Here is a 20,844-nt window from a genome sequence, read left to right as displayed (position 1 = left end):
GGACATCGAAGAGCAAGCCGAACGAACGGATGGCTTTGCGAAGGGCACAGAGGACTGTCAATGTCTGCTTCTGGGTCAAGAGGCACGTCTCACGACTCGCATTGACACTTCAACGTATAAATCTCTTCAAGCTGGTATTACGCCCTGATTTGGATGCCCTCTTTCTCGCTTTGGTGACCAAGAAGTCTTATAGTTGGCGTTTGTCGGCGCTGGATAGGGCGTCCAGGGTCTTATCGGGCAGCGTCTGCTATGATGCGCGCGGTACTTCTTCACTCAAAACGGCGATGGCTTGGGTCAGATGCAATGCAGCGACATCGCTTCCAGCACGATCAAGACGTCTCACAATCAGCTGCAAAATTACACTGATCGGTGCCAGGTCAAAATGCTGCCCGCAATGCCGACATCGCAAGCCGATCTGTATCGACGTGTCGCGGCCTGCTTCCGCCTTGATTGTACCTCGCCGCTTCAGGCGGGCAGTGAAGCGTTCAAGTAGCATGTAAGCCTCCAATGGTAACACGGGGTGGCAAGGATCCACATCATTTCATGATGAATGCGCGTTTGATCGACTTCTGGAAAAGCTGGGCCACGGATGACGAAAGATCGTCGCCCAATGTCACTTCATGATAGAGGCCTGGCGATGCGCATGACTGCAACGCGGGGCTGACAACGTCATTTGGTTGCAGAAATGGTGCCAAGACGTTGGTGCGGGACCATTCGTCGTCGACAATCGACGCTGGCAGGTAGACGGCGTTCAGTATGGCCAGACGGACGCCGCGCCGCTTGATCTCATCGCATCGATCGACCGGCACCGGCCCAAGCAAGCGACCGGACACCTCGGACCATTCGTCCCGCATTCCGTCGGTGACGAGCAGCACGACCGCCCGCGGGCGATCCCCGGGCCGGTTGCTGCCATCGCCGGGCGTGGGGATCGACGCATTGATGCCGTTCAGCGCAGCGGTGAAATCGGTCGCCGTATCGGCGTCGGGGACGCCGCAGACGCGCTCGGAATTGCGGCAATACGCAAGAGGCTGCGCGTCGGCGACATGGGTGCGCACCTGGTCGAGGTTGCTGTCGACCCAGCTGCCGTCCGCAGCAGGTGAGCGGGGCCAGATCTGGCGGTACTTGTAGTCGAAGTCGTGGAGACCGATCCGGTAGCGTACGCCGGTATTGGCCGCCGCATCGCGGGCAAGCGTCGTCAGGCGCCGCACCGCATCGAGGACGACGTCGTAGCGAAGCGAGATGTTTCGCGACCGGGCGATGCTGAGATTGCTTCGAGTGCTGCCTGTCTCATGACAAGCGAAGGCACAGCCGCCGGTGGCGGCGACCATCAACCGGACGGACGCGTCCGACGACGGCAGCAGCATCGATGGTGAAGTGTCGACGAGGACGTAGAGGTCGATATTCGGTGCGGTCGATGCCGTTGTGCCGGCGACGCCCTGAAGCGGCAATTGGGCAAGACCGAGGATGCCGGCAAAGACGTTGCGATGCCGGGCGCGAAACGCGACTGTGGCACGACGGCTGACGCCACCGCTGGCATCTCCGCTATCGAGCGGCGTGTCCACGACCCCGATCGCGAGCGCTTCGGTGTTTTGATAATCGAGGAGCAAGCCGCCTTGTTCGAGGGATCGTGCCTGTGCAACGAAGGCAGCGCGGATCGCGGTTTCCGCGGTTGCCGGCGGCATTGCCATGCCATCCTGTGAGACCGCGGTCAGGGCCGCCGCATCGGCAATCGCTGCCAGCTTGGTCTGCGCGCGCATCGCGCGCACATAGTCGATGCCCAAGCCCACCCCCACGAGTAGGGTGACTAGCGCCAGGGCAAAGAGAACAAGGACGCTGCCGCGGGAGTCGTGTCGCAACGATCGTAGCGGGGAGGGGGGCGACTGTCGCACTGCCGTCAGCCGCACGTATCGCATGCGACCTGGCGGGACTGGCGCGGCGACATGTAGAATCTGTCGGCCAGCAGGACCGGGTTGAACAGCTTGAGCGGTCCTAGAAGGCGAAACTGATAAGACGTCTCGACGTAGATCAGGAATCGGTCGCCCGGCGCAAGACCCTCCGGAACCGAAACTATGGTGCCGCGGCGGAGGGCGGTGCCGTTGAGGGCGCTGCTCCACTGAACGGTGCCAAGGTTCGTCTGGTCCGTCTTGATCGAGGTAACGCGGACTGTCAGCTGCTTGCTGGCATATGGTGCCATGATGACCTGCGCGGCCTGCAGAACATAATTGATCTCACCGGGTGTCGTCGCCGTGTCTTGTGAAATCAGGTCGGCCACGAAACGGCCGGTGGCACCTAGCTTACGGTAACACGACAAAGCGCTCGTGAGCTGCACGCTGCCGAGATACAGCAGCATCAGCATGGGAAGCGTCAAGGCGAATTCGACCATGGCAACGCCACGACGGTCTTTGAACGACCCTCGCCGGGAATGTAGGGCGTTGCGGGCGATCATGAATAGCGCTCGACCCGGGCTAAACGCAGCGCCGCCAACGCATAGCCATCCTTCTCCTTCATGCCGCGCACGAGGCTGAACGGGCTGAGGCGCATCGGCCAGCGATACAATAAGCGGAGTACGACCATATCGCCCGGCCGGCCTGTACCAGCCCGCCCGGGCAAGGCGCTTTGCAGTGCTACAGCTTTGATTTGGCTGACTTCTGGCGTATAAGCGACTTCGACGGCAATGCGATCGCAGCGCATGTAAGACGGCAGGCTAGCGCAGACCGCCTTTCGCGCACTATCGCTGGAAGACTCGCTTACCAAAGTACCGGTGATGATTGCGCGCATGGTCGCCTCCGCACGCGTCTCAAGACTTTCCTGTAGAAAATAGACGTAGCTCGTTTCGAGCACGCCGATCAGCAGCAGAATGAACATCGGTGCTACAATGGCGAACTCGACGATTGATGTGCCTGCCTTGCTTTGAAAGAAGGCAAATCGAGGGGCTTTCGGAAACGGAAGGGGTGTCAATGAGTCGCTCCAGCCGCAGCATAAAGCTTGAAGTCAGAAAACAGGAAAAGCATTTGCCAATATCAGAAGGATGCCGCATCGGCTTGCGACGCCAAAAATGATACGGCCCGCGCCATCGACCATCGTGGTGGTCGACAGAAATCGAATCGCTGATCTAGTTTAGTGGCATGAAAGATGACACGGCGCGCTCGAGTTATGACAATACTTCCGCATTGGACCTTTGGCAAATTCCACAGGCGATCTGGCGCGCCATCGCGCATCTCGGTTATTCCGTAGACGCGGTCTTTGCCGAGGCTGATCTGTCAGAAGTAGACAAATCACGTCAGGCTCCGTTGATTACTGATCAGGCACTCGCCCTGTGGGCGGGCCTGGAACGGGTGTCCGCAGATAGCCGGATCGGCTTCAAGCTCCTGCGCGCAGCGCGCGAGGTGGGGGGCGATACGGCATTTCTGGCAGCGCTCCACGCGCCCACCTATCGTGACGCCTTGCAGAATATCGTCACCTACAAGCGCCTGCATTCACCGGAACGGCTGATCCACTGGGAGCGTGACGGCTTGTTCCATGCCCAGCGTGTGTTTCCTTACGCAACCATCGACGTGCCGCGCGCTGCGGTCGATTTCCATTTCGGCATGCTGCTCGGATTAGGCCGTATCGCGACCGGATATCCGATAGCAGCGGTGCACATGGCGCTCGCCCGTCCGCGCAGCGAGGCAGCGTTCCACGCAGATTACTATGGCTGCGCCATCCGCTATGACGCGCCGCTCGATCACATGGTATTGCGCAGCGTCGATCTTGACCGGCCCCTGATCACGCATGACGTGGAGATCCACGATGCAAGCGTCACCAGCATCCGCTCTGCACTCGCGGCTCGGGATGCAGAGACGGACATTGTGGCGCAGGCGGGCGCCGTGGTCGCGTTGCGGCTACGCGAGGCGCTGCCGACGCTCGCCCACGTCGCGCAGACGCTCGGGATGAGCGAGCGGTCATTGCAACGCCAGCTCGAAGCGCGCGGTGCAAGCGTTTCTACCTTGATCCTCGCTACCCGCCGCAAGCTCGCTGTCGAATTACTGTCTCGAAAAGGCACCAATCTCAAGCACCTCGCCGAGCGATTGGGTTATGCCGATGTCGCCTCTTTCTCGCGGGCTTTCCGAAGTTGGTACGGCGTCCCGCCCGGCCTGTGGCGACGGCAGCGGCAGGACGATGGCGGTCGGTCGGGGGGCGACATCGCCGTCGACAGCGGCCGTCGCGACTAGGAGTGCCTCACCTTCGTGCGCACACTTTGGATACGACCAAAGGCACCGCCTTTGATGTCGACTCCTCGATGTCGGCGTCCCGGTCGAATGGGAACGAAGTCCGACGTTAGGAGATGGGCAAAGTGCCCTGGATGTCTGGATATAGGTGTGCTGAGGCTTCACGACCTCGCGTTACCGCCGCATCGCGTCGCCCGCTCATCATGGTGAGCCAACGCCGCCTGAGCACGGCGCGGCGTTCCGGGTAGCGCTCGTCCCGAAACTCGATTGCGGCAAGCCGGTCGGTGCGGAACATCCGGAAGTCGCCGCGCAACTCGCACCAGGCGATGAGCATCCGAACCCGATCCATGTAGCCGACCAGGAACGGCCATACGGTACGTGTCGTCTCGCGGCCCCCCTCATCAGCGTAGCGGATGTGCAGCTTGCGCCCTTGCAGGCTCCAGGCACGCAGACGTGCCACATCGACCCCTGCATCGAGCCGCTCGCCCCAGTTGGGCGGCGTGATAACGGCCGGGTCCTCGATCTGTCCACGCAGCTGTTCGGGAACGATGGCGGCAACCTTGGCGAGCACGTCGGCGGCTCCGCGGGCGAGCCCCTCGTCGGCGTGGACCAACACCCATTGCGCGCCGAGAACCACCGCCTCCACCTCGTCCGAGGTGAGCATCAGCGGCGGCATGTCGAAGCCGCGCTCCAGCACGTAGCCGATCCCTGCTTCACCGCGGATCGGCACGCGCTGGCCGATCAGCGCGGCGACGTCCCGGTACACCGACCGCCGGCTCGTCTCCAGCTCTGCCGCCAGCGCGTCCGCGGTGAGCGGCCCGGACGCGCGGCGAAGGAGTTGGACGATCTCGAACAGTCGGTCGGCGCGGCGCATACGATCGGTCTACAGGCCAGCCACCAGCGGCGCGAGTGCCGCTCGATGACAAAGCAAGAGCAGCACGGCGGTCACGAGGAAGCCTGTGACACCCAGCCAGCCGTCTCTCCGGGTCACGCCGCGTCATCCGCCGGTGCAGCATCCCGTGTCATGGCTCGCACGAATGCCGGCCGTGCCGCGAGGCGGGCCAAATAGGCGGAGATTGGCCCTTCTGCCGGCAGGACGTCGTGCGCCCAGCCCAACGTGCCGCCCAGCATGATGTCGGCAGCGCTGAAGCGCTCCCCGAGCAGGTAAGGGCCGTCTGTAAGCGCGCCATCCAGCCGGTGGAGCGCTGCCTCGAACGCGGCGGGCGTGGCTGCGTCGGCTCCGGCGCTGAAGCGCTGGAAGATGGCGGGACCGAGCTCCCCTTCGATCCAGCTTATCCAGGTGAGATACGCCCCCCGATCTCGATCGCCGATGCGTGGGGCCAGCCCAGCCGTAGGCAGCAGGTCGGCAAGATAGGTCGCCACCGCCGCGCTCTCGGTAACCAGGGCACCGCTGTCGAGGAGGGCGGGCACTTTCTTGTCGGGGTGAGGATTGGCGGAATCGGGCCCCCCACCGCTTCCATCCCTGTAGCGGATCGTGACGTGCCGCAGGTGGAAGGGCGCGCCCAGCTCCTCGAGCAGCCAGACAATCCGGCTCGATCGTGAACGGGGGGCGTGGAACAGCGTCAGCATGATGAATTCTCCCGCGGCCAGGATGCCGTTGGAGGCTGCTTAGAGTGGGGCTGTTGCCAGCGTGGTGGCAGCAGCGAACCGCTTGCGGGCGAAGTCGCTCGGGCTGCTTCCTGGGTGGCTCAATACTTCACCAGCCGGGAGTACAGGTTAAAATGCATGAACCAAGGTCCATAGTTGAAAGCCTGCAGAGCTACCTGAATGGCCGCTCGTGGGTCGTCCTGCCAGCATGATCCGATCACAGTATTTCGCAATACCGGTCGCGACCCAAGCCGTTGTCACAGCGCCATGGCCGCTGCTGGCGCAGCGTGGAGCCGTTCGATGTCCGCACGCGGAGGCGCGCCAAACAGTCGTCTGTATTCGCGGCTGAATTGCGATGGGCTCTCATAGCCGACGGCAAAGCCTGCCGTGCTCGCCGTGGCACCCTCCGCTAGCATCAGGCGTCTGGCCTCCTGCAACCGCAGCTGCTTTTGATACTCCAGCGGCGTCATGCGAGTGATCGCCTTGAAGTGTACGTGGAGGGAGGAGGAGCTCATCCCGGCCTCGGCTGCGACATCGTCGATGCGGATCGGCGCATCGAAACGCCGGCGGATCGCGGCGATCGCCCGGCTGACCTGATTGAGATGGCTGCCGGCGGTTGCGATGTGACGAAGCATCGGACCGTGAGGTCCGGTGAGCAGACGATAGAGGATTTCGCGCTCAATCAGCGGCGCCAGCGCGCGGATCGTGTCGGGTCGGTCGAGCAGGCCCACCAGCCGGCATGCCGCGTCGATCAGGTCGGGATCGCCTGGGTAGACGCCGAGCACCGGCAACTCCGTACGGGCCACCCCGCCGCCTTCACTCGCCATGAGATCGGCCAGCATCGCGGTATCGAGATCGATCTTGCAGCAGAGATAGGGTTGCTCGGGACTTGCATCGAGCACATGACCGACCAACGGCAAGTCGACCGAGACCAAGAGGTAATGGGCCGCGTCATAGACGACGCTGTGCTCGCCGATCGACACCCGTTTCGACCCTTGGGCTATTAGGCAAAGGGAGGCCTCGTAGACGGCCGGCGTGGGGGTGCTCGGCGCATCGGCCCGGATCAGCGACACATGCGGCATCGCCGTGCTGCAAATGCCTGTGCCCACGACGTGTCGGTCGATGAGGGCAGAGAGTTCGGCGATCCGGTCCATGCCGACGATCCTCCCCTACTCACACGTCGTGGGCAAGCACCCGGCATCGATTCTGCAGGATCGTGCAAGCCATTGGGGCGATCGCGCTACCGCCTGACACGCGCGTTGGCCCATCTGCGTCCCGTCACCACAACGGAAGGACTGCATCATGGCAGAAAATGTCGATAAGGTCGTACTCATCACCGGCGCGTCCAGCGGGATCGGCGAGGCAACTGCGCGCGAACTGGCTGCGACCGGCGCCCGGCTGTTCATCGGCGCGCGTCGCGGCGAGCGGCTGAAAGCACTGGTGGAGGAACTGGGCGAGACCGTTACCTGGCGCGAACTTGATGTCACCGACGGCGCCGATTTCGACGCGTTTGTGGAGGCCGCTGAAGCGCGCTTCGGACGTGTCGACGTGCTGGTCAACAATGCGGGTGTGATGCCGCTTTCGCCGCTCGCTGCGCTGAAGCGGGATGAGTGGAAGCGGATGGTCGACGTCAACATCCACGGCGTCCTCAACGGCATCGCCGCGGTCCTGCCGCGGTTCGTGGCTCAACGGAGCGGTCATGTCGTCAACGTAGCCTCGGTCGCCGCGCATATGGTGATGCCGACTGCCGCGGTGTATTGCGCCACCAAACATGCCGTGCGCGCGATTACCGAGGGGCTGCGGCAAGAGCATGACGAGGTCCGTTCGACGTTAATCTCGCCAGGCGTCGTCGCCACCGAGCTGGGTCATGACATCACTGATCCTGCGGTCGCGGCGGCACTGACCGGATGGCGGAAGAAGTCGCTGACGCCGGATGCGATCGCGCGAGCCGTTCGCTATGCCATAGAGCAGCCGGAGGGTGTCGACATCAATGAGGTGATCGTGCGCCCGACCGCAGCGGACATGTGAGCGCTTGGGCGTGCCGGTGCCGTAGCGGGCACGCCCAAACGAGCGGTTCGCCGACACGATCAAGTCGTCGGACCGCGGTGAACGTATGTCCGGTTACGGGAGGCTGCTTGATGGACCCGAGCGACCGGTGATGGGTCCACCGTCCCCCCGAAACCGCTCGGTTACCGTTTTAGCGCGGTCCTGAGGCTCCCGCGTGCGTGGGAGCCCAAAGGTCTCCTCCCACCCTTCCTTCAGTGCACCTTCATCCGGTGCGCGCCCAAGGGTAATTGCGTGAAGACACACCGCCGGTCGAGGAAACGCTCGATCACCTTCGCGGCTGTCAGGCTGTGCTGACTCGGCTTGACGGTCGTGAACGCCCCGCCTCCCGCCAGCGCGAACGGCAGCAGCAGCTGATCCGCCAGATAGGGGCCGGCGAAGGCGCTGGAGTCGAGATAGCCCTTCATCCGTCCGACGGCGCGCTTGGCCAATCGTTCCGCCGGTACGCCGAGCTGACCGAAGCCGCTGACGATCTCGGTCACATGCTCATATTCGGCTTCCAGCAACAGGATGTTGCCCGACCCCTGCTCTTCGGGCAGCTCGCGGATCGCACAGGAGCGGTCGGGCCAGTCGAAGGACTTCCGCACGCAGGCGATCTCGCGCTCGGCGATGTCGAGCGGGAGCCCCGCGATATAGGCCATCGCCGACGTGCCCAGCAGCCCACCCCGCTCGACGCACGCGACCGGCGAAGGCGCACCGGGCAAGACGTCGACCTCGATCCGTCCACCACCGCGCGGGTAGAAGCCATGCCGCACCAGTCGCGCCTCAATCCTCGCGCCCATGCGCCGGAGGATCGGCAGGAACGACTTGGCTATAAAGTCGAACGGTGGCGCCAGCATGTTGTGGGTTCCACCCTCCAGCACGAGCCGCGAGGGACCGTTCGCCAGCAGCAGCGGCATCAGCACCGTTTGCAGGACGAGTCCGGTCGAGCCGGCGGTGCCCACCGCGAACCGGTACTCGCCCGCGTCGACCGTGCCCGGACGGAACGTGATCTCGCGCGCGCCGACCGCCACGCCCTCGCATGCGCCACCCCTACCGATCGCGCACGCGACCTCGATCGCGGTGACGTGCTGGCGCATCAGGCCCGGCTTCTCGCGCCCGCCGCGAACGTTGACGATGCGAAACGGCGTACCGGTGACGAGCGAAAGGGCGCACGCGTTGCGCACGACCTGTCCGCCGCCTTCGCCTTCCGATCCGTCGATGGTGATCATGGCTTCCTCTTTCCGGAGAATGTGCATGAAGAGGATTACCCCTTCACGCACACCACCTGCTTCAGCGTGTGGACGATCTCGACGAGGTCGGACTGCGCCGCCATCACCGCCTCGATCGGCTTGCAGGCGCGCGGGCTCTCGTCGATCACGCCCTCGTCCTTGCGGCAGGCCACCCCCTCGGTCGCGGCGACGTGCTCCGCCAGCGTGACCTCGCGCCTGGCCTGGGTCCGGCTCATCACCCGGCCAGCGCCGGTCGAGCAGGACGCTATCGGACGCTGGCCGGACGCTGTTCGCCGCGTCCCGAGCGCGGCGCACGTCCTCGAATGACGCGGACCGGCTGCGCAAATATCTGCAGGGCTTCGGCCTCGAGTGGTCGTCACTCACACGTGCGTAGAGCGGAGGGACGCCCTTTAGGGACGATTGACGGGGCGTGCCGGGTTGCGGTGCCAGCCAGCTGAACGGATGGCCGAAGCTGGGGAGCGGGAAGGGTCGTCTGAACGTCCGCGACTGGGTCATTGTCGCGCTGGACAGGCTGGCTGGGCTACTGCCGCCTTGGCGGGCAGGGTGCCTTACCTCGCATTATGGCAGACATCGATGTCATCGAAGCGCTTCCAGCGAAACACCATCCAGCTGGCTATCCAGCACAAGACGAAGACGCCGATGATCACGAAGCCGAGCAGATTAAAGCGTCCCCCCAGATAGCGCGCAGTCGACCACAGGCCGCCACGGAGTTCGAGCTTGTCGGCAAGAAGCGCCACCGTCTCGATGCCACCAATGACGATTGCGACGAACGCCGATACCGCGGTGATGGTGATGTTGTAGTAGAGCTTCCGGATCGGCTTCACGAACGCCCATTCATAGGCACCCAGCATGACGATGCCATCTGTCGTGTCGACGAGCGCCATGCCGGCTGCGAACAGGGCGGGAAGCACCAATACCGGGCCGATCGCGAAACCGTGCTCGACCTGCGCCGCGGACAGGCCGAGAATGGCGACCTCGGTCGCGGTATCGAAACCCAGTCCGAACAGGAACCCGAGCGGCGCCATGTGCCAGCTGGTCGAGACGAGGCGGAACAGAGGGCGGAAGAGCCGCGACAGCAGGCCGCGGCCATTCAGAAGGATGTCCAGATCCTCATCAACATAGCGTCCGCCGGCGCGCACGTGCTGGAAGGTGCGCCATACCGAGCGCAGAATGATCAGGTTCATCGCCGCGATGGTGAACAGGAACACAGCAGAGACGATCGTCGCCACCATCCCGCCGGTCGCCTTCAGCGCCTCGAAGCCGGCAAGGGCGGACGCGGTAAAGGCGATCGCGACCGATGCCAGCAGGATGATCGTGCTGTGCCCGATCGCGAACCAGAAGCCGACCGTCAGCGGCCGCTGTCCGTCCTGCATGAGCTTGCGCGTGACGTTGTCGATCGCGGCGATGTGATCGGCGTCGACCGCGTGCCGCAGGCCCAGCCCCCAGGCGAGCAGCGCGGTGCCGAGCATCAGCGGCTGCGCGTGGAAGAGCAGCAGTGCCCAGATCCAGGCGCCGACGTTCGCTCCGATCAGCAGCACGTAAAGAAGGCCGATGCGGCGACGCAGGGCGGACCGGGCGGGCGCGTGCATGGCGTCAGCCTTCGACAACGTAGCCTGCCGGCGGTGTGCGCGCGATGAAATGGCCTTTGATGCCCTGCGGCCAGCTTTTGAAGGGGACGCGGCCATGCTCGCTTTCGGCATAGTGGACGGCATAGTCGAGGATCGCCCGAGCGGCCTCCGCATCCGGCGTGAAGCGGCCGAGCAGATAGCCGACCTTGCCCGGCGCGCGCAGGTGGATCGAACAATGCTCGCTGCACGAGAAGAGGCACGGCATCTGCTGTATCCCCACGCCGGCATAGCGCTGGTCGTCGGCCTTCGCCGCCCGTAGCGCCGCGACGAGGAGCGCACCGCCGCGAACGCCATCGGCATCCTCGCGGTCGCCGGCGGAAAACCGGCAGGTATTGCAGACAACGACGGCGGGACCGTCGTCGACGGGGGTCAGCATGGCTCGTGTTCCGATCCGGTTGAGGGTTGAGGCGTCATCGCTCGAGAATGCGATCCGAGACGGGCTCGCGGGCCTGCCAGCCACGCCGTTCGAGTTCGGGGACGTCGGTCAATTCGGCGGGGTAGCCGAGGCAGAGCAGGGCGATCAGCGTCCAGCCCGCAGGCACGTCGAGCATTCCGGTCACCGCGACCGGATCGAGGATCGATACCCAGCCCATTCCGATGCCCCGCGCGCGGGCCGCCAGCCACATGGTGTGAATGGCCATCACGGTCGAGTAGCGCAGCATCTCGGGCATCGTCGCCCGGCCCAGGCCATGGCCCGCCTGTGGGGCCTCGTCGCAGAAGACCGCGAGCAGTTCGGGAGCCTCGCGGATGCCGTGGAGCTTCAGCTTCCCATAGCGGGTCTGCAGCGTATCGGTCGGGATCGTGCGCGCCGCATCCGCGGACGCGGCATCGACATGGTCGGCGATCCACCCGCGTAGGGACTGCGAGCGGATCCGGACGAAGCGCCAGGGCTGCGCGTTGCCGACCGAGGGCGCCAGCGCGGCGACGTCGAACAGGGTGCGCATGTCGTCCTCTGCGACCGCGCGCGCTGCGAAGTGCCGGACGTCGCGCCGCCAGCGCAGCAGCGTCTCGAAATCATCCGCGAAGACCGGGCCGAAGGAGGGCGCCGTCATGCCGCGCCCTCCGAACGGCGGAGCAGATAGGTGTCCATGATCCAACCCTGCTCTGCCCGCAGCCTCGCCCGTCGGGCGACGATCGTCGACGACACGTCCGCGAGGGGGCCGGCGACGAGCGCCTGCGACGGCAGGCCGAGATAGGCCCCCCACCAGATCATGACGCCGAGCGGGTCGATCGACGTGAAGGCGCATGTGCCGTCGAGCATCACCGCCAGCGTGTCGACGGTCGGGGGCCAGCCTTCGGCGCGCAGGCGTCGGCCTGTCGTTATCACCACCGGCGCGGCGAGCGTGTTGAGCGGGATCGCATGCGCCGCGGTCAGCGCCTGGAGGCTGGTGATGCCCGGCACGACGTGGACCCGGAGCATCATGCCGCCGGCGCGCAGCCGGTCGGCGATCCGCAGGCTGCTGTCGTAGAGCGACGGATCGCCCCATATGAGAAGCGCCAGCCTGCCGCCGTTCGGCAGGTGGCTGGCGATCTCCGTCGCCCAGCGGGCGGCGATCGCGTCGTGCCAGTCGCCGACGGCGTCGAGGTAGGCGTCGCTTTCGCCACGTTCGGGCAGATCGAACTCGACGACCCGGGTGTGGCCGCGGAGCACCGCCGCGCAGAGCGACCGGCGCAGCTCGATGAGGTCCGACGCCGCGTCGCGCTTGCGCGGCAGCAGGATGACGTCAGCGGCGTTCATGGCCGCCTCCGCCGCCCGCGTCAGATGGTCGGGGTCGCCGCTGCCGATGCCGATGAGGTGCAGGTCGATCATGGCGCGAGCAGCGGACCGTAGAGGATCACGGCGGGTGCGTCGCTTCGCGGCTGAAGATCGCGTGCCAGGTCGGCGATCGTGGATCGCGTCAGCCGCTGATCGGGATGGCTGACGTTCTCGGCGAGCAGGGCAGGTGTGTCGGGCGACAGCCCATGGCCGACGAGCATCTCGACCAGCGCGGCGAACGTCCGCTTGGGCATGAACACCACCGTGGTCGCATCGGGATCGGCAAGCGCCGCCAGGTTGAGGCCTTCCGGAAGACCGCCGGTGACGTCGTGCCCGGTGACGAATTGGACGCGTCGCGCGCTCAGCCGGCGCGTCAGCGGGATTGCCGCGGCTGCCGCGGCCGCGCTCGCCGCGGTAACGCCGGGGACGATTTCGAAAGCGATGCCAGCCGCGCGCACCGCCGCGATCTCCTCCTCCAAGCGACCGAAGACGGCGGGATCGCCCGACTTGAGGCGGACGACGCGGACGCCGGTCGACGCATGCGCGACCAGAAGCTGTGAGACGTGCTCCTGCGAAGGCGACGCGCGGCCCGCGCGCTTGCCGACCGCGACCAGCTCCGCGCCCCGGCGCACGTGCCGGAGGAGCGGCCCCGAGGACAGATCGTCGAACAATACGACGTCCGCCGTCTGCAAGCGGGCGACCGCCTTGAGCGTCAGCAGTTCGGGGTCGCCCGGCCCCGAACCGACGAAGGAGACGAACCCGCTCATCGCTCGGTGGCGATCAGATGGAAGAAGGTGCCCGAGACGCTGCCGCGGTACGATCCGGTCTCGGGCACGGGAGCGCCCTCGGCATCGACCACCCGCGCGAGCGCGGCGTCGGGCTGTTCCAGGATTGTCGAATAGTGGAATTCGTGACCGCGCTGCACCGTTCCCGCCGCCAGGGCGGCGACCGGCGCGAGCAGCGTGGCGCGACGATATCCCAGATGCATGCGGCGTTGGGCGTAGCTGGTCACGAGGCCGAGCAGCCCTGCCATCCGGTGACGCGTGCCGTCGGCGTCGATCAGGCCCTCGCCGAGGACCATGTAGCCGCCGCACTCGCCATGCACGGGGCGGGTGCCGGCGTGTTCGACGAGACCGCTGCGGAAGCGCTCGGCTGCGGCGAGGCGGCCGGCGTGGAGTTCGGGATAGCCGCCGGGCAGCCAAGCCAGATCGGCGCGGGCGTCGGGGGCTTCGTCGGCGAGCGGCGAGAAGGGCAGGATCTCCGCTCCGGCGTCGCGCCACGCCGTCAGCAGGTGCGGATAGGCGAAGGAGAAGGCCGCGTCTCTCGCCAGCGCGATACGCTGCGCCGGCGGGACGAGGCGGCCGGCGGGCGCGGCGGGCGTGGTCGCGACAGCCGCGGCGTCGCGGATCGCCTCCAGATCGACGTGCTCGCGCAGGAAGCCCGCATGGTCGGCGATCCGCGCGTCGAGGTCGGGATGTTCGGATGCCTGGATGAGGCCGAGATGACGTTCGGGAAGCCTGAGGTCGCCACGTCGGGGAAGGGCGCCGAAGACGGATATGCCCGCGGCCGCCATACCGTCGCGGGCCAGGCGCTCGTGCCGCGGGCTCGCGACGCGATTGAGGATCACGCCTGCGATCCGCACCCCCGGATCGTATCGCATGAATCCGAGCGCGGTGGCGGCGCCGGACTGGGCCTGGCCGGAGACGTCGACGACCAGCACCACAGGCCAGCCCATCCGCCGCGCGACGTCCGCGCTCGCGCCGCTGCCGGCCGCGCCGGGCGTGGCGACGCCGTCGAACAGGCCCATCGAGCCCTCCGCCAGTGCCAGATCGGCGTCGTCCGCTTTTGCGGCCAGGCCGTGGATCATGGGCTCCGCCATCGCCCAGCTGTCGAGATTGAACGACGACCGGCCGCTCGCCGCGCGATGGAAGGCTGGGTCGATATAGTCCGGGCCGCTCTTGAACGGCTGCACGGCGAGACCCGCATCGCGGAACGCGCGCAGCAGCCCGAGCATCACGGTGGTCTTGCCGGTCCCGGATGCGGGGGCGGCGATCATCACGCCCGGCGTCATTCGCCCGACCCGGCGAAGCGGGAGTCGGCGCTTCGTGGGCGGAAGCGGCGGTCGTAGCCGGCCGCATAGAGGCTGCTCTCCGCGAAATCCGTGGGCGCAAGCACCGGGCCGACGAGGATGAGTGCAGTGCGTTCCGGGCCGCCGGCCGCAGCCGCGACGATCGTCGCGAGCGTCGCCCGGACGATCCTCTCGTCGGGCCAGCTCGCCCGCCAGACGATCGCCACCGGACAGTCCCCGCCGTAGGCCGGGGTCAGCTCGGCGACGACCCGGTCCAGCACGTGGATCGACAGATGGATCGCCAGCGTCGCCCTGGTCGCGGCGAAGGCGGGCAGGGTCTCGCTGTCCGGCATGGCGCTCGCGCGACCCGAGGTGCGGGTGAGGACGACCGACTGGGCCAGGCCGGGCAGCGTCAGCTCCGCTTCGAGCGTCGCGGCCGCGGCGGCGAACGCGGGAACGCCCGGCGTGACGGTGAACGGGATCCCGAGCGCACGGAGGCGGCGAAGCTGCTCGCCCATCGCCGACCAGATCGACAGGTCGCCCGAGTGGAGCCGCGCGACGTCATGGCCGTCGGCATGCGCGTTCGCGATCGCCTCGACGATCTGGTCGAGCGACAGGGGCGCGGTGTTCACGATGCGCGCGCCGGGCGGGCAGTGGTCGAGCAGCGCCGGCGGGACGAGCGACCCTGCGTAGAGGCACACTGACGACGCGGCGATCAGGTCGCGGCCGCGCAGCGTCAGCAGATCGGGTGCGCCTGGGCCGGCGCCGATAAAGTGAACGGTCATGTCGAAGGTCCTTGAGCGATCGCGCAGGTCGCCATGCGGTCGGGAGAAACGTGACGAGACGCGATCAGCCGCGCGCCTTCGCCGATGGCGGCGAGCGCGGCGGCCTCGGCGACGCTGCCGGTGCCGCGCGCTTCGAAGCTCGCCCGAGAGCGGGTCGCGGTCGCGACGCCCGTCAATGCCGCAGCCGTGACGGGCAGCAAGGCAAGACCGAGCCGTTCGGCCAGCGGCGCGAGCAGACCGACCTTGTCGTCGGGTGCAGCGAGCGCGGTGATCCTAGGGCAGCCGTGCCGCGCCAGCGCAAGCGCGGCTTCGCACGACATAGGCGTGGCGCCGCTGCGCCATCCGAACCCGGCGACGATCATAGCGACGCGCTCCACTGGACGATCGGATAATGCGCCCGCCAGCCGCGACGCGAACCGATCGGGGCGGCGTCCGACAGCTCGATCCGCAGCAGGTCGCCGCCCTTCGCGCGGTGCCACGCCGCCAGCGTCGCTTCGGATTCGAGCGTGACCGCGTTGGCGACGATCCGGGTCCCAGGCGCGAGGTGCGTCCAGAGCCAGTCGAGCAGCGCCTCCGAAAGACCGCCGCCGATGAAGACGGCGTCGGGTCCCGGGTGATCGGCCAACCCCTCGGGCGCATGCGCCTCGACTATGCGGAGGCGGTCGGCCCCCAGCGTCGCCGCGTTGCTGCGTGCCCTCGCCGCGCGAGCGGGATCGGCCTCGAACGCGATCGCCTGCGTGGTCGGATGCGAGAGCAGCCACTCGATCGCGATCGATCCCGAGCCGGTGCCGATGTCCCACAGGGTTTCGAACGGCCTCGGTGCCAGCGCGGACAGGGTAAGCGCGCGGACCGGGCGCTTGGTGATCTGCCCGTCGTGCGCGAACCATCGGTCCGGGCGTCCGGACGCGGTGGCGAGAACCGCACCGCTCCCGTCCACGGCGATGCCGACCGCCACCGGATGCGCGATATCCGCAAACGCCATCGTGGCGGCGGTGGTCTCGCGGACGCGTTCGTGCAGACCGCCCAGCGCCTCGAGGATCCAGAGCCTGCTGTCTCCGAAGCCTTGGTCCAGCAGGTAGCGCGCGAGCGCGCCGACCGCCGCGCCGTCGCGCACCAGGACGATCGCCCGGACGCCGGTCGCCAGCTTGGGACGCAAGCGTTCGAATGGTGCCGCATGCAGGCCGACGCACGCGACGGCGTCGATCGACCAGCCCAACCGCGCCGCGGCGAGGCCGAAGGTCGAAGGTGCCGGATGTGCGGTCCATTCATGCCGACCGAGGTGCCGCGTCACGGTTGATCCGGCACCAAACCAGAACGGATCGCCCGATGCCAGCATCACGACCCGCCGCCCGCGCTGCGCAAGAAGCGGCGCGATGCCGTCGTCGAACGGCACCGGCCACACCGCGGTCTCGCACGCGAGATCAGGCAGCAGCGCGAGGTGCCGCGCCGCGCCGGTCACCCATTCGGCGCGCGCGAGCGCCTCCCGGCTTGCAGCAGAGAGGCCGGCTGGTCCATCCTCGCCGATCCCGACGATCGTCAGCCATGCCTTGCCGAGTTCACCCGCCATGCCGAACATCCTGATCCTCGGCGGCACGACCGAGGCGAGCGCGCTGGCGGAGGCGCTGGCGCTGCGCGGCGACGATGCCACCCTGAGCTATGCAGGTCGGGTGGCACAGCCGAAGGCGCAGCCGGTGCGGACCCGGGTCGGCGGCTTCGGCGGTGCGGCCGGTCTCGTCGACCATCTTCGCGCGACGCGCGTCACGCATCTCGTCGATGCGACGCATCCGTTCGCGGCGCGGATGAGCGGCAACGCGCTCGACGCCGCGGCGATGGCAGGCGTCCCGCTGGTCGCGCTGACCCGGCCGGCCTGGATCGCAATCCCCGGCGATGACTGGCGGCCCGTCGACGACGTCCAGGCGGCGGTCGCCGCGCTCGCGGGGCCGCGTCGCGCCGTGATGCTCGCGCTCGGGCGGATGCACGTTCCGGCATTCGCCGCGCAGCCGCAGCACCGCTATCTGCTGCGCTTCGTCGATGCGCCTGCCGCCACACCTGAACTGCCAGACCATCGGCTCGTGGTCGATCGCGGTCCGTTCGACGTCGCCGGCGACGCTGCGCTGATGCGCGACCACGCGATCGAGATCGTCGTCTGCAAGAATGCGGGCGGCACGGGCGCGCAGGCCAAGCTGGTCGCGGCGCGCGAGCTCGGCATCCCCGTGGTGATGATCGACCGCCCGATCCTGCCTGCCCGCCGCGAGGTCCACACGGTGCACGACGTCCTGCGCTGGATCGATCATGCCGCCGACCTCGGCGTGTAGAGGAACGGCGCGCCGCTGCGCGCGATCGTCCGCGTCGCGCTCGACCCGACGATGACCATCGTCCGCATGTCGGCCATTTCCGGGCGGGCGTCGGGCAGGCGGACGACGTGTAGCGTCTCCTCCGGGGTCGACACCGCCCGCGCGAACAGCACGGGGCGTTCGTCGGCGCAGACGTCGCGAAGGATCCCCAGCGCGCGGCCGAAGCCGTCGGGCCGACTCCGCGATCGCGGATTGTAGAAGGCGATGGCGAAGTCGGCCTCCGCCGCGAGGCGCACGCGGCGATCAATCACGGCCTGCGGTTTCAGATTGTCCGACAGGTTGATCGCGCAGAAGTCGTGGCCGAGCGGCGCGCCGGCGCGGGCCGCGGCAGCGAGCATCGCCGTGATGCCCGGAAGCACGCGGATATCGAGGTCGCGCCATGCCGGCGGACCGTGCTCGACCGCCTCGAACACTGCCGCCGCCATCGCGAAGACGCCCGGATCGCCCGACGACACGACGACGACGTGCCGCCCCGCCATCGCGAGCTGCAGGGCATGGCGGGCGCGATCGAGTTCGACGCGGTTGTCGCTGGCGTGGAGCGTCAGCCCGGGGCGCGGGGCGACGCGCGCCACATAGGGGATGTAGCCGATCACGTCGGTGGCGTCCGCGAGCGCGGTTGCCACTTCGGGCGTCACCAGTGCGGCGTCGCCCGGCCCGAGCCCCGCGACCGCGATCGAGCCGCTCATGGCCGCCGACCCTGACCGTGGATCAGCAGGATCGAGAAGTACGGTGCGACGGCGTCAGCGTCGCTCAGGCGCGTGACACGCTGGTCGGGCATGGCGGCATATTCGATCAGCCACGCCTCGCGGTCCCGCCCGGCCGCGGCCACCGCCCGGCGCAGCTTCGGGAGGTGGCGACCGATCTTCATCACCACGAGCGCGTCGGTGTCGCCGATCCGACGGACGAGTTCGTCCTCCGGCATCGTTGCGGTCAGGACGGTCAGCACGTCCTCGCCCCAGGTGATCGGCGCACCGCTGGCGGTCCATGCGCCTGACATGCCGGTGATGCCGGGGACGACCGCGACCGGTGCGATCCCCGTCAGCCGACTGTGCAGGTGCATGAACGAGCCGTAGAAAAAGGGATCGCCCTCGCACAGGACGACGACATCTTCTCCGGTCGCCGAAAGGGCGGCGAGATGCTCGGTGCACTCGGCGTAGAACCCACTCAAGCGATCGTTGTAGCGGGGGTCCGCGACGGGGATCTCCGTCGTGACGGGATATTCCATCGCGAACTCGATCACGTCGCGCCTCAGCATCCCCTCGACGATGCGCCGCGCCTGACCCGGCCTGCCGGCCTTGCGGAAGAATGCGACGTGCTGCGCCCCTCGGACGAGCCGGTCGGCGCGCACGCTCATCAGATCCTGCGCGCCGGGGCCGAGGCCGATGCCGTGGATAACGCCCTTGGCGGCGGGCGAGGTCATTCGGCGCGGCTCGCGAGAGCGTTGATCGCGGCGACCGTGATGGCGCTGCCGCCCATCCGTCCCTCGACCACGACGCAGGGCACCGGCTGCTCCTCCCACAGCGCGGCCTTGGACTCCGCCGCGCCGACGAAGCCGACCGGGCAGCCGATGATCGCGGCGGGGCGGGGGCAGGCAGGATCCTCGAGCATATCGAGCAGGTGAAACAGCGCGGTCGGGGCGTTGCCGATCGCCACCACCGCGCCCGCCAGATACGGCCGCCATAGTTCGAGGGCGGCGGCCGAACGCGTGTTGCCCATCCCGCGGGCGAGCTCGGGCGTCTCCGGCGCGTGCAGCGTGCAGACGACCGGATTGTCGGCAGGCAGGCGAGCGCGGGTGATCCCCTCCGTCACCATCCGCGCGTCGCACAGGATCGGCGCGCCCGCCGCGAGCGCGTCGCGGGCGACCCGTGCGAAATGCGGCGAGAAGCGGATGTGCGCCGCCAGCGCGACGAGGCCGGACGCGTGGATCATCCGGACGGCCACCGGTTCCTCCTCCGGCGCGAAGCGCGCGAGGTCGGCCTCGGCGCGGATCGTGGCGAACGACTGGCGGTAGATGGCACCGCCGTCGGTCTCGTAGACATGGGGCATCAATCGGCTCCGAAGCGGGCGAGGATCTGGACGGGGGCGAGCCCGGACACCGCGGGCGGGGCGCCCGCTCTGGCGGCGAAGGCGAGATCGAAGCGGCCGTCGCGCCCGGTCAGTACGACGTCGGCGGCCTGCGCCCGCGCGCAGCCCTTGGCGCAGCCCGAGACGTGGAGCCGGCCATCGACATGGGGTGCGAGACGGACCGCCAGGGGACGGGTCGCGACGCTCGCCTGCGGACAGGCGGGAGCGCCGACACAGGCGTCGGCCCGAAGGAGCGCCGATGCGGGCTGCCCGGTATCGATTTTCCCCTCAACGATCAGCCGCCGCCATGGCGTCACCCGCACGCCGCGCGCGGCCATCGCCAGCTTGGCGAGGCCCGGCGCTTCGATCCTGCCGAACGCGAGCCCGACGACCGTGCCCTGCGCGTGCGGTCCCGTCGCCGGGGCGGGACGCGACGGCGCCGCCGGGATCACGCCATCTGCCCAGGCGGGCAGGGTGACCGCGTGGCGCGCCATCCGGCCTGCGGCGCTCCCGCCGGTCCCGACGAACCAGCGCGCCAGCGCCACCACCGCGTCGATCTCGGCACCGACCGCCAGCGGAACGCCCCACGCGCGCCCGTCCGCACGAAGGATCAGACCGCCAGCCGCGGCGCGTTCGATCCGGATGTCGGCGGGAGCGTCGCCGAGCACCGGCGCGGCACCCGCGTCGATCGCGACGCCGAACTTGCCGGGCAGCTCCGGCAGGTCCGCCAGACGCTGCGCGAGCTCGACGGCGATGCGGTGCGTATCGTCGCCGTCATGCCAGTCGGGCGCCACGATGACGGCGCGCCGGGTCTCCGAGGCCGGATCGGCGTCGACCAGATCAAGCGCGCACAGGTCGGCGATCAACGCCGCCCAGCGATCGTCGCGGACGCCGCGGATCTGGAGGTTCGCACGGTTGGTGACGTCGATGGCGCCGTTGCCATGCTCCGCCGCGGCCTCGGACAGACCGATCGCCTGGGCGCGCGTCATGCGTGCCAGGCGCGGCCGCACGCGGACCAGCAGGCCATCGCCCGCCGCCATCGGGCGATGAGCCGTCGGGCACCAGCCCCGCACCATG

Annotated in this window: 24 protein-coding genes and 1 pseudogene; 3 read left to right on the top strand and 22 right to left on the bottom strand. The window is 67.9% G+C overall.

Features of this window, described 5'->3' with window-relative positions; genetic code table 11:
* Positions 1–247: 247 nt before the first annotated feature.
* The 4 genes from PBN85_RS18385 to PBN85_RS18370 are packed head-to-tail and all read right to left on the bottom strand — an operon-like array spanning position 248 to position 2,958.
* Entirely contained in the window at positions 248–496 is a 249-nt protein-coding gene (locus PBN85_RS18385; protein ID WP_271300995.1) for a hypothetical protein, read from the bottom strand.
* Between the two features lie 40 nt (positions 497–536).
* Positions 537–1,913 (bottom strand): TadE/TadG family type IV pilus assembly protein, encoded by a 1,377-nt coding sequence (locus PBN85_RS18380; protein WP_271300994.1) that lies wholly within the window; start codon positions 1,911–1,913, stop codon positions 537–539.
* Positions 1,895–2,446 carry a TadE/TadG family type IV pilus assembly protein gene (locus PBN85_RS18375; protein WP_271300993.1) on the bottom strand — a complete coding sequence of 184 codons (552 nt, stop codon included), beginning with the start codon at positions 2,444–2,446 and terminating at the stop codon, positions 1,895–1,897. Before PBN85_RS18375 ends, PBN85_RS18380 begins: the two co-directional genes overlap by 19 nt.
* On the bottom strand, positions 2,443–2,958 hold the full coding sequence (locus PBN85_RS18370) for a TadE/TadG family type IV pilus assembly protein (protein ID WP_152542184.1): 516 nt from the start codon (positions 2,956–2,958) through the stop codon (positions 2,443–2,445). Before PBN85_RS18370 ends, PBN85_RS18375 begins: the two co-directional genes overlap by 4 nt.
* 167 nt (positions 2,959–3,125) lie before the next feature.
* Here PBN85_RS18370 and PBN85_RS18365 point away from each other — a divergent pair, with 167 nt between their 5' ends.
* Complete coding sequence (locus PBN85_RS18365) at positions 3,126–4,211, top strand: helix-turn-helix domain-containing protein (protein WP_271300992.1); 1,086 nt, start codon at positions 3,126–3,128, stop codon at positions 4,209–4,211.
* Between the two features lie 106 nt (positions 4,212–4,317).
* Here the strand turns inward: PBN85_RS18365 and PBN85_RS18360 are convergent, their stop codons facing one another.
* The 3 genes from PBN85_RS18360 to PBN85_RS18350 all read right to left on the bottom strand — a co-directional run bounded on the left by PBN85_RS18360 (position 4,318) and on the right by PBN85_RS18350 (position 6,970).
* Entirely contained in the window at positions 4,318–5,082 is a 765-nt protein-coding gene (locus PBN85_RS18360) for a helix-turn-helix transcriptional regulator (protein WP_271300991.1), read from the bottom strand.
* Between the two features lie 113 nt (positions 5,083–5,195).
* Positions 5,196–5,798 (bottom strand): glutathione S-transferase family protein, encoded by a 603-nt coding sequence (locus tag PBN85_RS18355; protein ID WP_271300990.1) that lies wholly within the window; start codon positions 5,796–5,798, stop codon positions 5,196–5,198.
* Positions 5,799–6,073: 275 nt separating this feature from the next.
* Positions 6,074–6,970 carry an AraC family transcriptional regulator gene (locus PBN85_RS18350; protein ID WP_271300989.1) on the bottom strand — a complete coding sequence of 299 codons (897 nt, stop codon included), beginning with the start codon at positions 6,968–6,970 and terminating at the stop codon, positions 6,074–6,076.
* A 148-nt stretch (positions 6,971–7,118) separates the two neighbouring features.
* Between PBN85_RS18350 and PBN85_RS18345 the strand changes: the two genes are divergently transcribed.
* A complete protein-coding gene (locus PBN85_RS18345; RefSeq protein ID WP_271300988.1) occupies positions 7,119–7,844 on the top strand; it encodes an SDR family oxidoreductase in 726 nt (241 codons plus the stop codon).
* 230 nt (positions 7,845–8,074) lie between these two features.
* On the opposite strand, the gene rtcA is transcribed toward PBN85_RS18345, so the two are convergent.
* The 11 genes and pseudogenes from rtcA to cbiE all read right to left on the bottom strand — a co-directional run bounded on the left by rtcA (position 8,075) and on the right by cbiE (position 16,916).
* Positions 8,075–9,091, bottom strand: a complete 1,017-nt coding sequence (rtcA, locus tag PBN85_RS18340) for an RNA 3'-terminal phosphate cyclase (RefSeq protein ID WP_271300987.1) — start codon at positions 9,089–9,091, stop codon at positions 8,075–8,077.
* A gap of 35 nt (positions 9,092–9,126) precedes the next feature.
* A pseudogene (locus PBN85_RS18335) lies at positions 9,127–9,354 on the bottom strand (RtcB family protein); the annotation flags it as partial.
* A 306-nt stretch (positions 9,355–9,660) separates the two neighbouring features.
* A complete protein-coding gene (locus PBN85_RS18330) occupies positions 9,661–10,701 on the bottom strand; it encodes a HoxN/HupN/NixA family nickel/cobalt transporter (RefSeq protein WP_271300986.1) in 1,041 nt (346 codons plus the stop codon).
* Positions 10,702–10,705: 4 nt separating this feature from the next.
* A complete protein-coding gene (locus PBN85_RS18325; RefSeq protein WP_271300985.1) occupies positions 10,706–11,116 on the bottom strand; it encodes a DUF1636 domain-containing protein in 411 nt (136 codons plus the stop codon).
* Positions 11,117–11,150: 34 nt separating this feature from the next.
* A complete protein-coding gene (gene bluB, locus PBN85_RS18320) occupies positions 11,151–11,792 on the bottom strand; it encodes a 5,6-dimethylbenzimidazole synthase (RefSeq protein WP_271300984.1) in 642 nt (213 codons plus the stop codon).
* Complete coding sequence (cobF, locus tag PBN85_RS18315; RefSeq protein WP_271300983.1) at positions 11,789–12,550, bottom strand: precorrin-6A synthase (deacetylating); 762 nt, start codon at positions 12,548–12,550, stop codon at positions 11,789–11,791. The genes bluB and cobF overlap by 4 nt, the downstream gene beginning before the upstream one ends.
* Positions 12,547–13,263, bottom strand: a complete 717-nt coding sequence (gene cobA / locus PBN85_RS18310) for a uroporphyrinogen-III C-methyltransferase (RefSeq protein ID WP_037533387.1) — start codon at positions 13,261–13,263, stop codon at positions 12,547–12,549. Before cobA ends, cobF begins: the two co-directional genes overlap by 4 nt.
* The gene (locus PBN85_RS18305; RefSeq protein WP_271300982.1) at positions 13,260–14,567 is read right to left on the bottom strand and encodes a cobyrinate a,c-diamide synthase; all 1,308 of its coding nucleotides are present in this window, start codon (positions 14,565–14,567) and stop codon (positions 13,260–13,262) included. The genes cobA and PBN85_RS18305 overlap by 4 nt, the downstream gene beginning before the upstream one ends.
* Entirely contained in the window at positions 14,564–15,349 is a 786-nt protein-coding gene (gene cobM, locus PBN85_RS18300; RefSeq protein ID WP_271300981.1) for a precorrin-4 C(11)-methyltransferase, read from the bottom strand. Before cobM ends, PBN85_RS18305 begins: the two co-directional genes overlap by 4 nt.
* Positions 15,346–15,711, bottom strand: a complete 366-nt coding sequence (locus PBN85_RS18295) for a cobalamin biosynthesis protein (protein WP_271300980.1) — start codon at positions 15,709–15,711, stop codon at positions 15,346–15,348. Before PBN85_RS18295 ends, cobM begins: the two co-directional genes overlap by 4 nt.
* A complete protein-coding gene (gene cbiE, locus PBN85_RS18290) occupies positions 15,708–16,916 on the bottom strand; it encodes a precorrin-6y C5,15-methyltransferase (decarboxylating) subunit CbiE (protein WP_271301081.1) in 1,209 nt (402 codons plus the stop codon). Before cbiE ends, PBN85_RS18295 begins: the two co-directional genes overlap by 4 nt.
* On the opposite strand from cbiE, the gene PBN85_RS18285 reads away from it, so the two are divergent.
* Positions 16,915–17,664: a cobalt-precorrin-6A reductase gene (locus PBN85_RS18285; RefSeq protein ID WP_271300979.1), complete on the top strand. Its 750-nt coding sequence runs from the start codon at positions 16,915–16,917 to the stop codon at positions 17,662–17,664. The two genes, cbiE and PBN85_RS18285, sit on opposite strands and share 2 nt — an antisense overlap.
* On the opposite strand, the gene cobJ is transcribed toward PBN85_RS18285, so the two are convergent.
* Genes cobJ through PBN85_RS18265 form a run of 4 tightly spaced genes read right to left on the bottom strand, consistent with a single transcriptional unit; the run spans position 17,640 to position 20,843 of the window.
* Positions 17,640–18,389 carry a precorrin-3B C(17)-methyltransferase gene (gene cobJ / locus PBN85_RS18280; RefSeq protein WP_271300978.1) on the bottom strand — a complete coding sequence of 250 codons (750 nt, stop codon included), beginning with the start codon at positions 18,387–18,389 and terminating at the stop codon, positions 17,640–17,642. The two genes, PBN85_RS18285 and cobJ, sit on opposite strands and share 25 nt — an antisense overlap.
* Positions 18,386–19,123, bottom strand: a complete 738-nt coding sequence (gene cobI / locus PBN85_RS18275; RefSeq protein ID WP_271300977.1) for a precorrin-2 C(20)-methyltransferase — start codon at positions 19,121–19,123, stop codon at positions 18,386–18,388. Before cobI ends, cobJ begins: the two co-directional genes overlap by 4 nt.
* Complete coding sequence (locus tag PBN85_RS18270) at positions 19,120–19,749, bottom strand: precorrin-8X methylmutase (protein ID WP_271300976.1); 630 nt, start codon at positions 19,747–19,749, stop codon at positions 19,120–19,122. The genes cobI and PBN85_RS18270 overlap by 4 nt, the downstream gene beginning before the upstream one ends.
* The gene (locus tag PBN85_RS18265) at positions 19,749–20,843 is read right to left on the bottom strand and encodes a cobalamin biosynthesis protein CobG (RefSeq protein ID WP_271301080.1); all 1,095 of its coding nucleotides are present in this window, start codon (positions 20,841–20,843) and stop codon (positions 19,749–19,751) included. Before PBN85_RS18265 ends, PBN85_RS18270 begins: the two co-directional genes overlap by 1 nt.
* Between the last annotated feature and the right edge of the window lies 1 nt (position 20,844).

The organism is Sphingomonas sp. CV7422 (genome assembly GCF_027945725.1).
In the GTDB taxonomy this organism is placed as follows: Bacteria; Pseudomonadota; Alphaproteobacteria; order Sphingomonadales; family Sphingomonadaceae; genus Sphingomonas; species Sphingomonas kyungheensis.
Note: the sequence above shows the minus strand (reverse complement) of the source record. Positions and strands in the feature narration are given on the sequence as shown.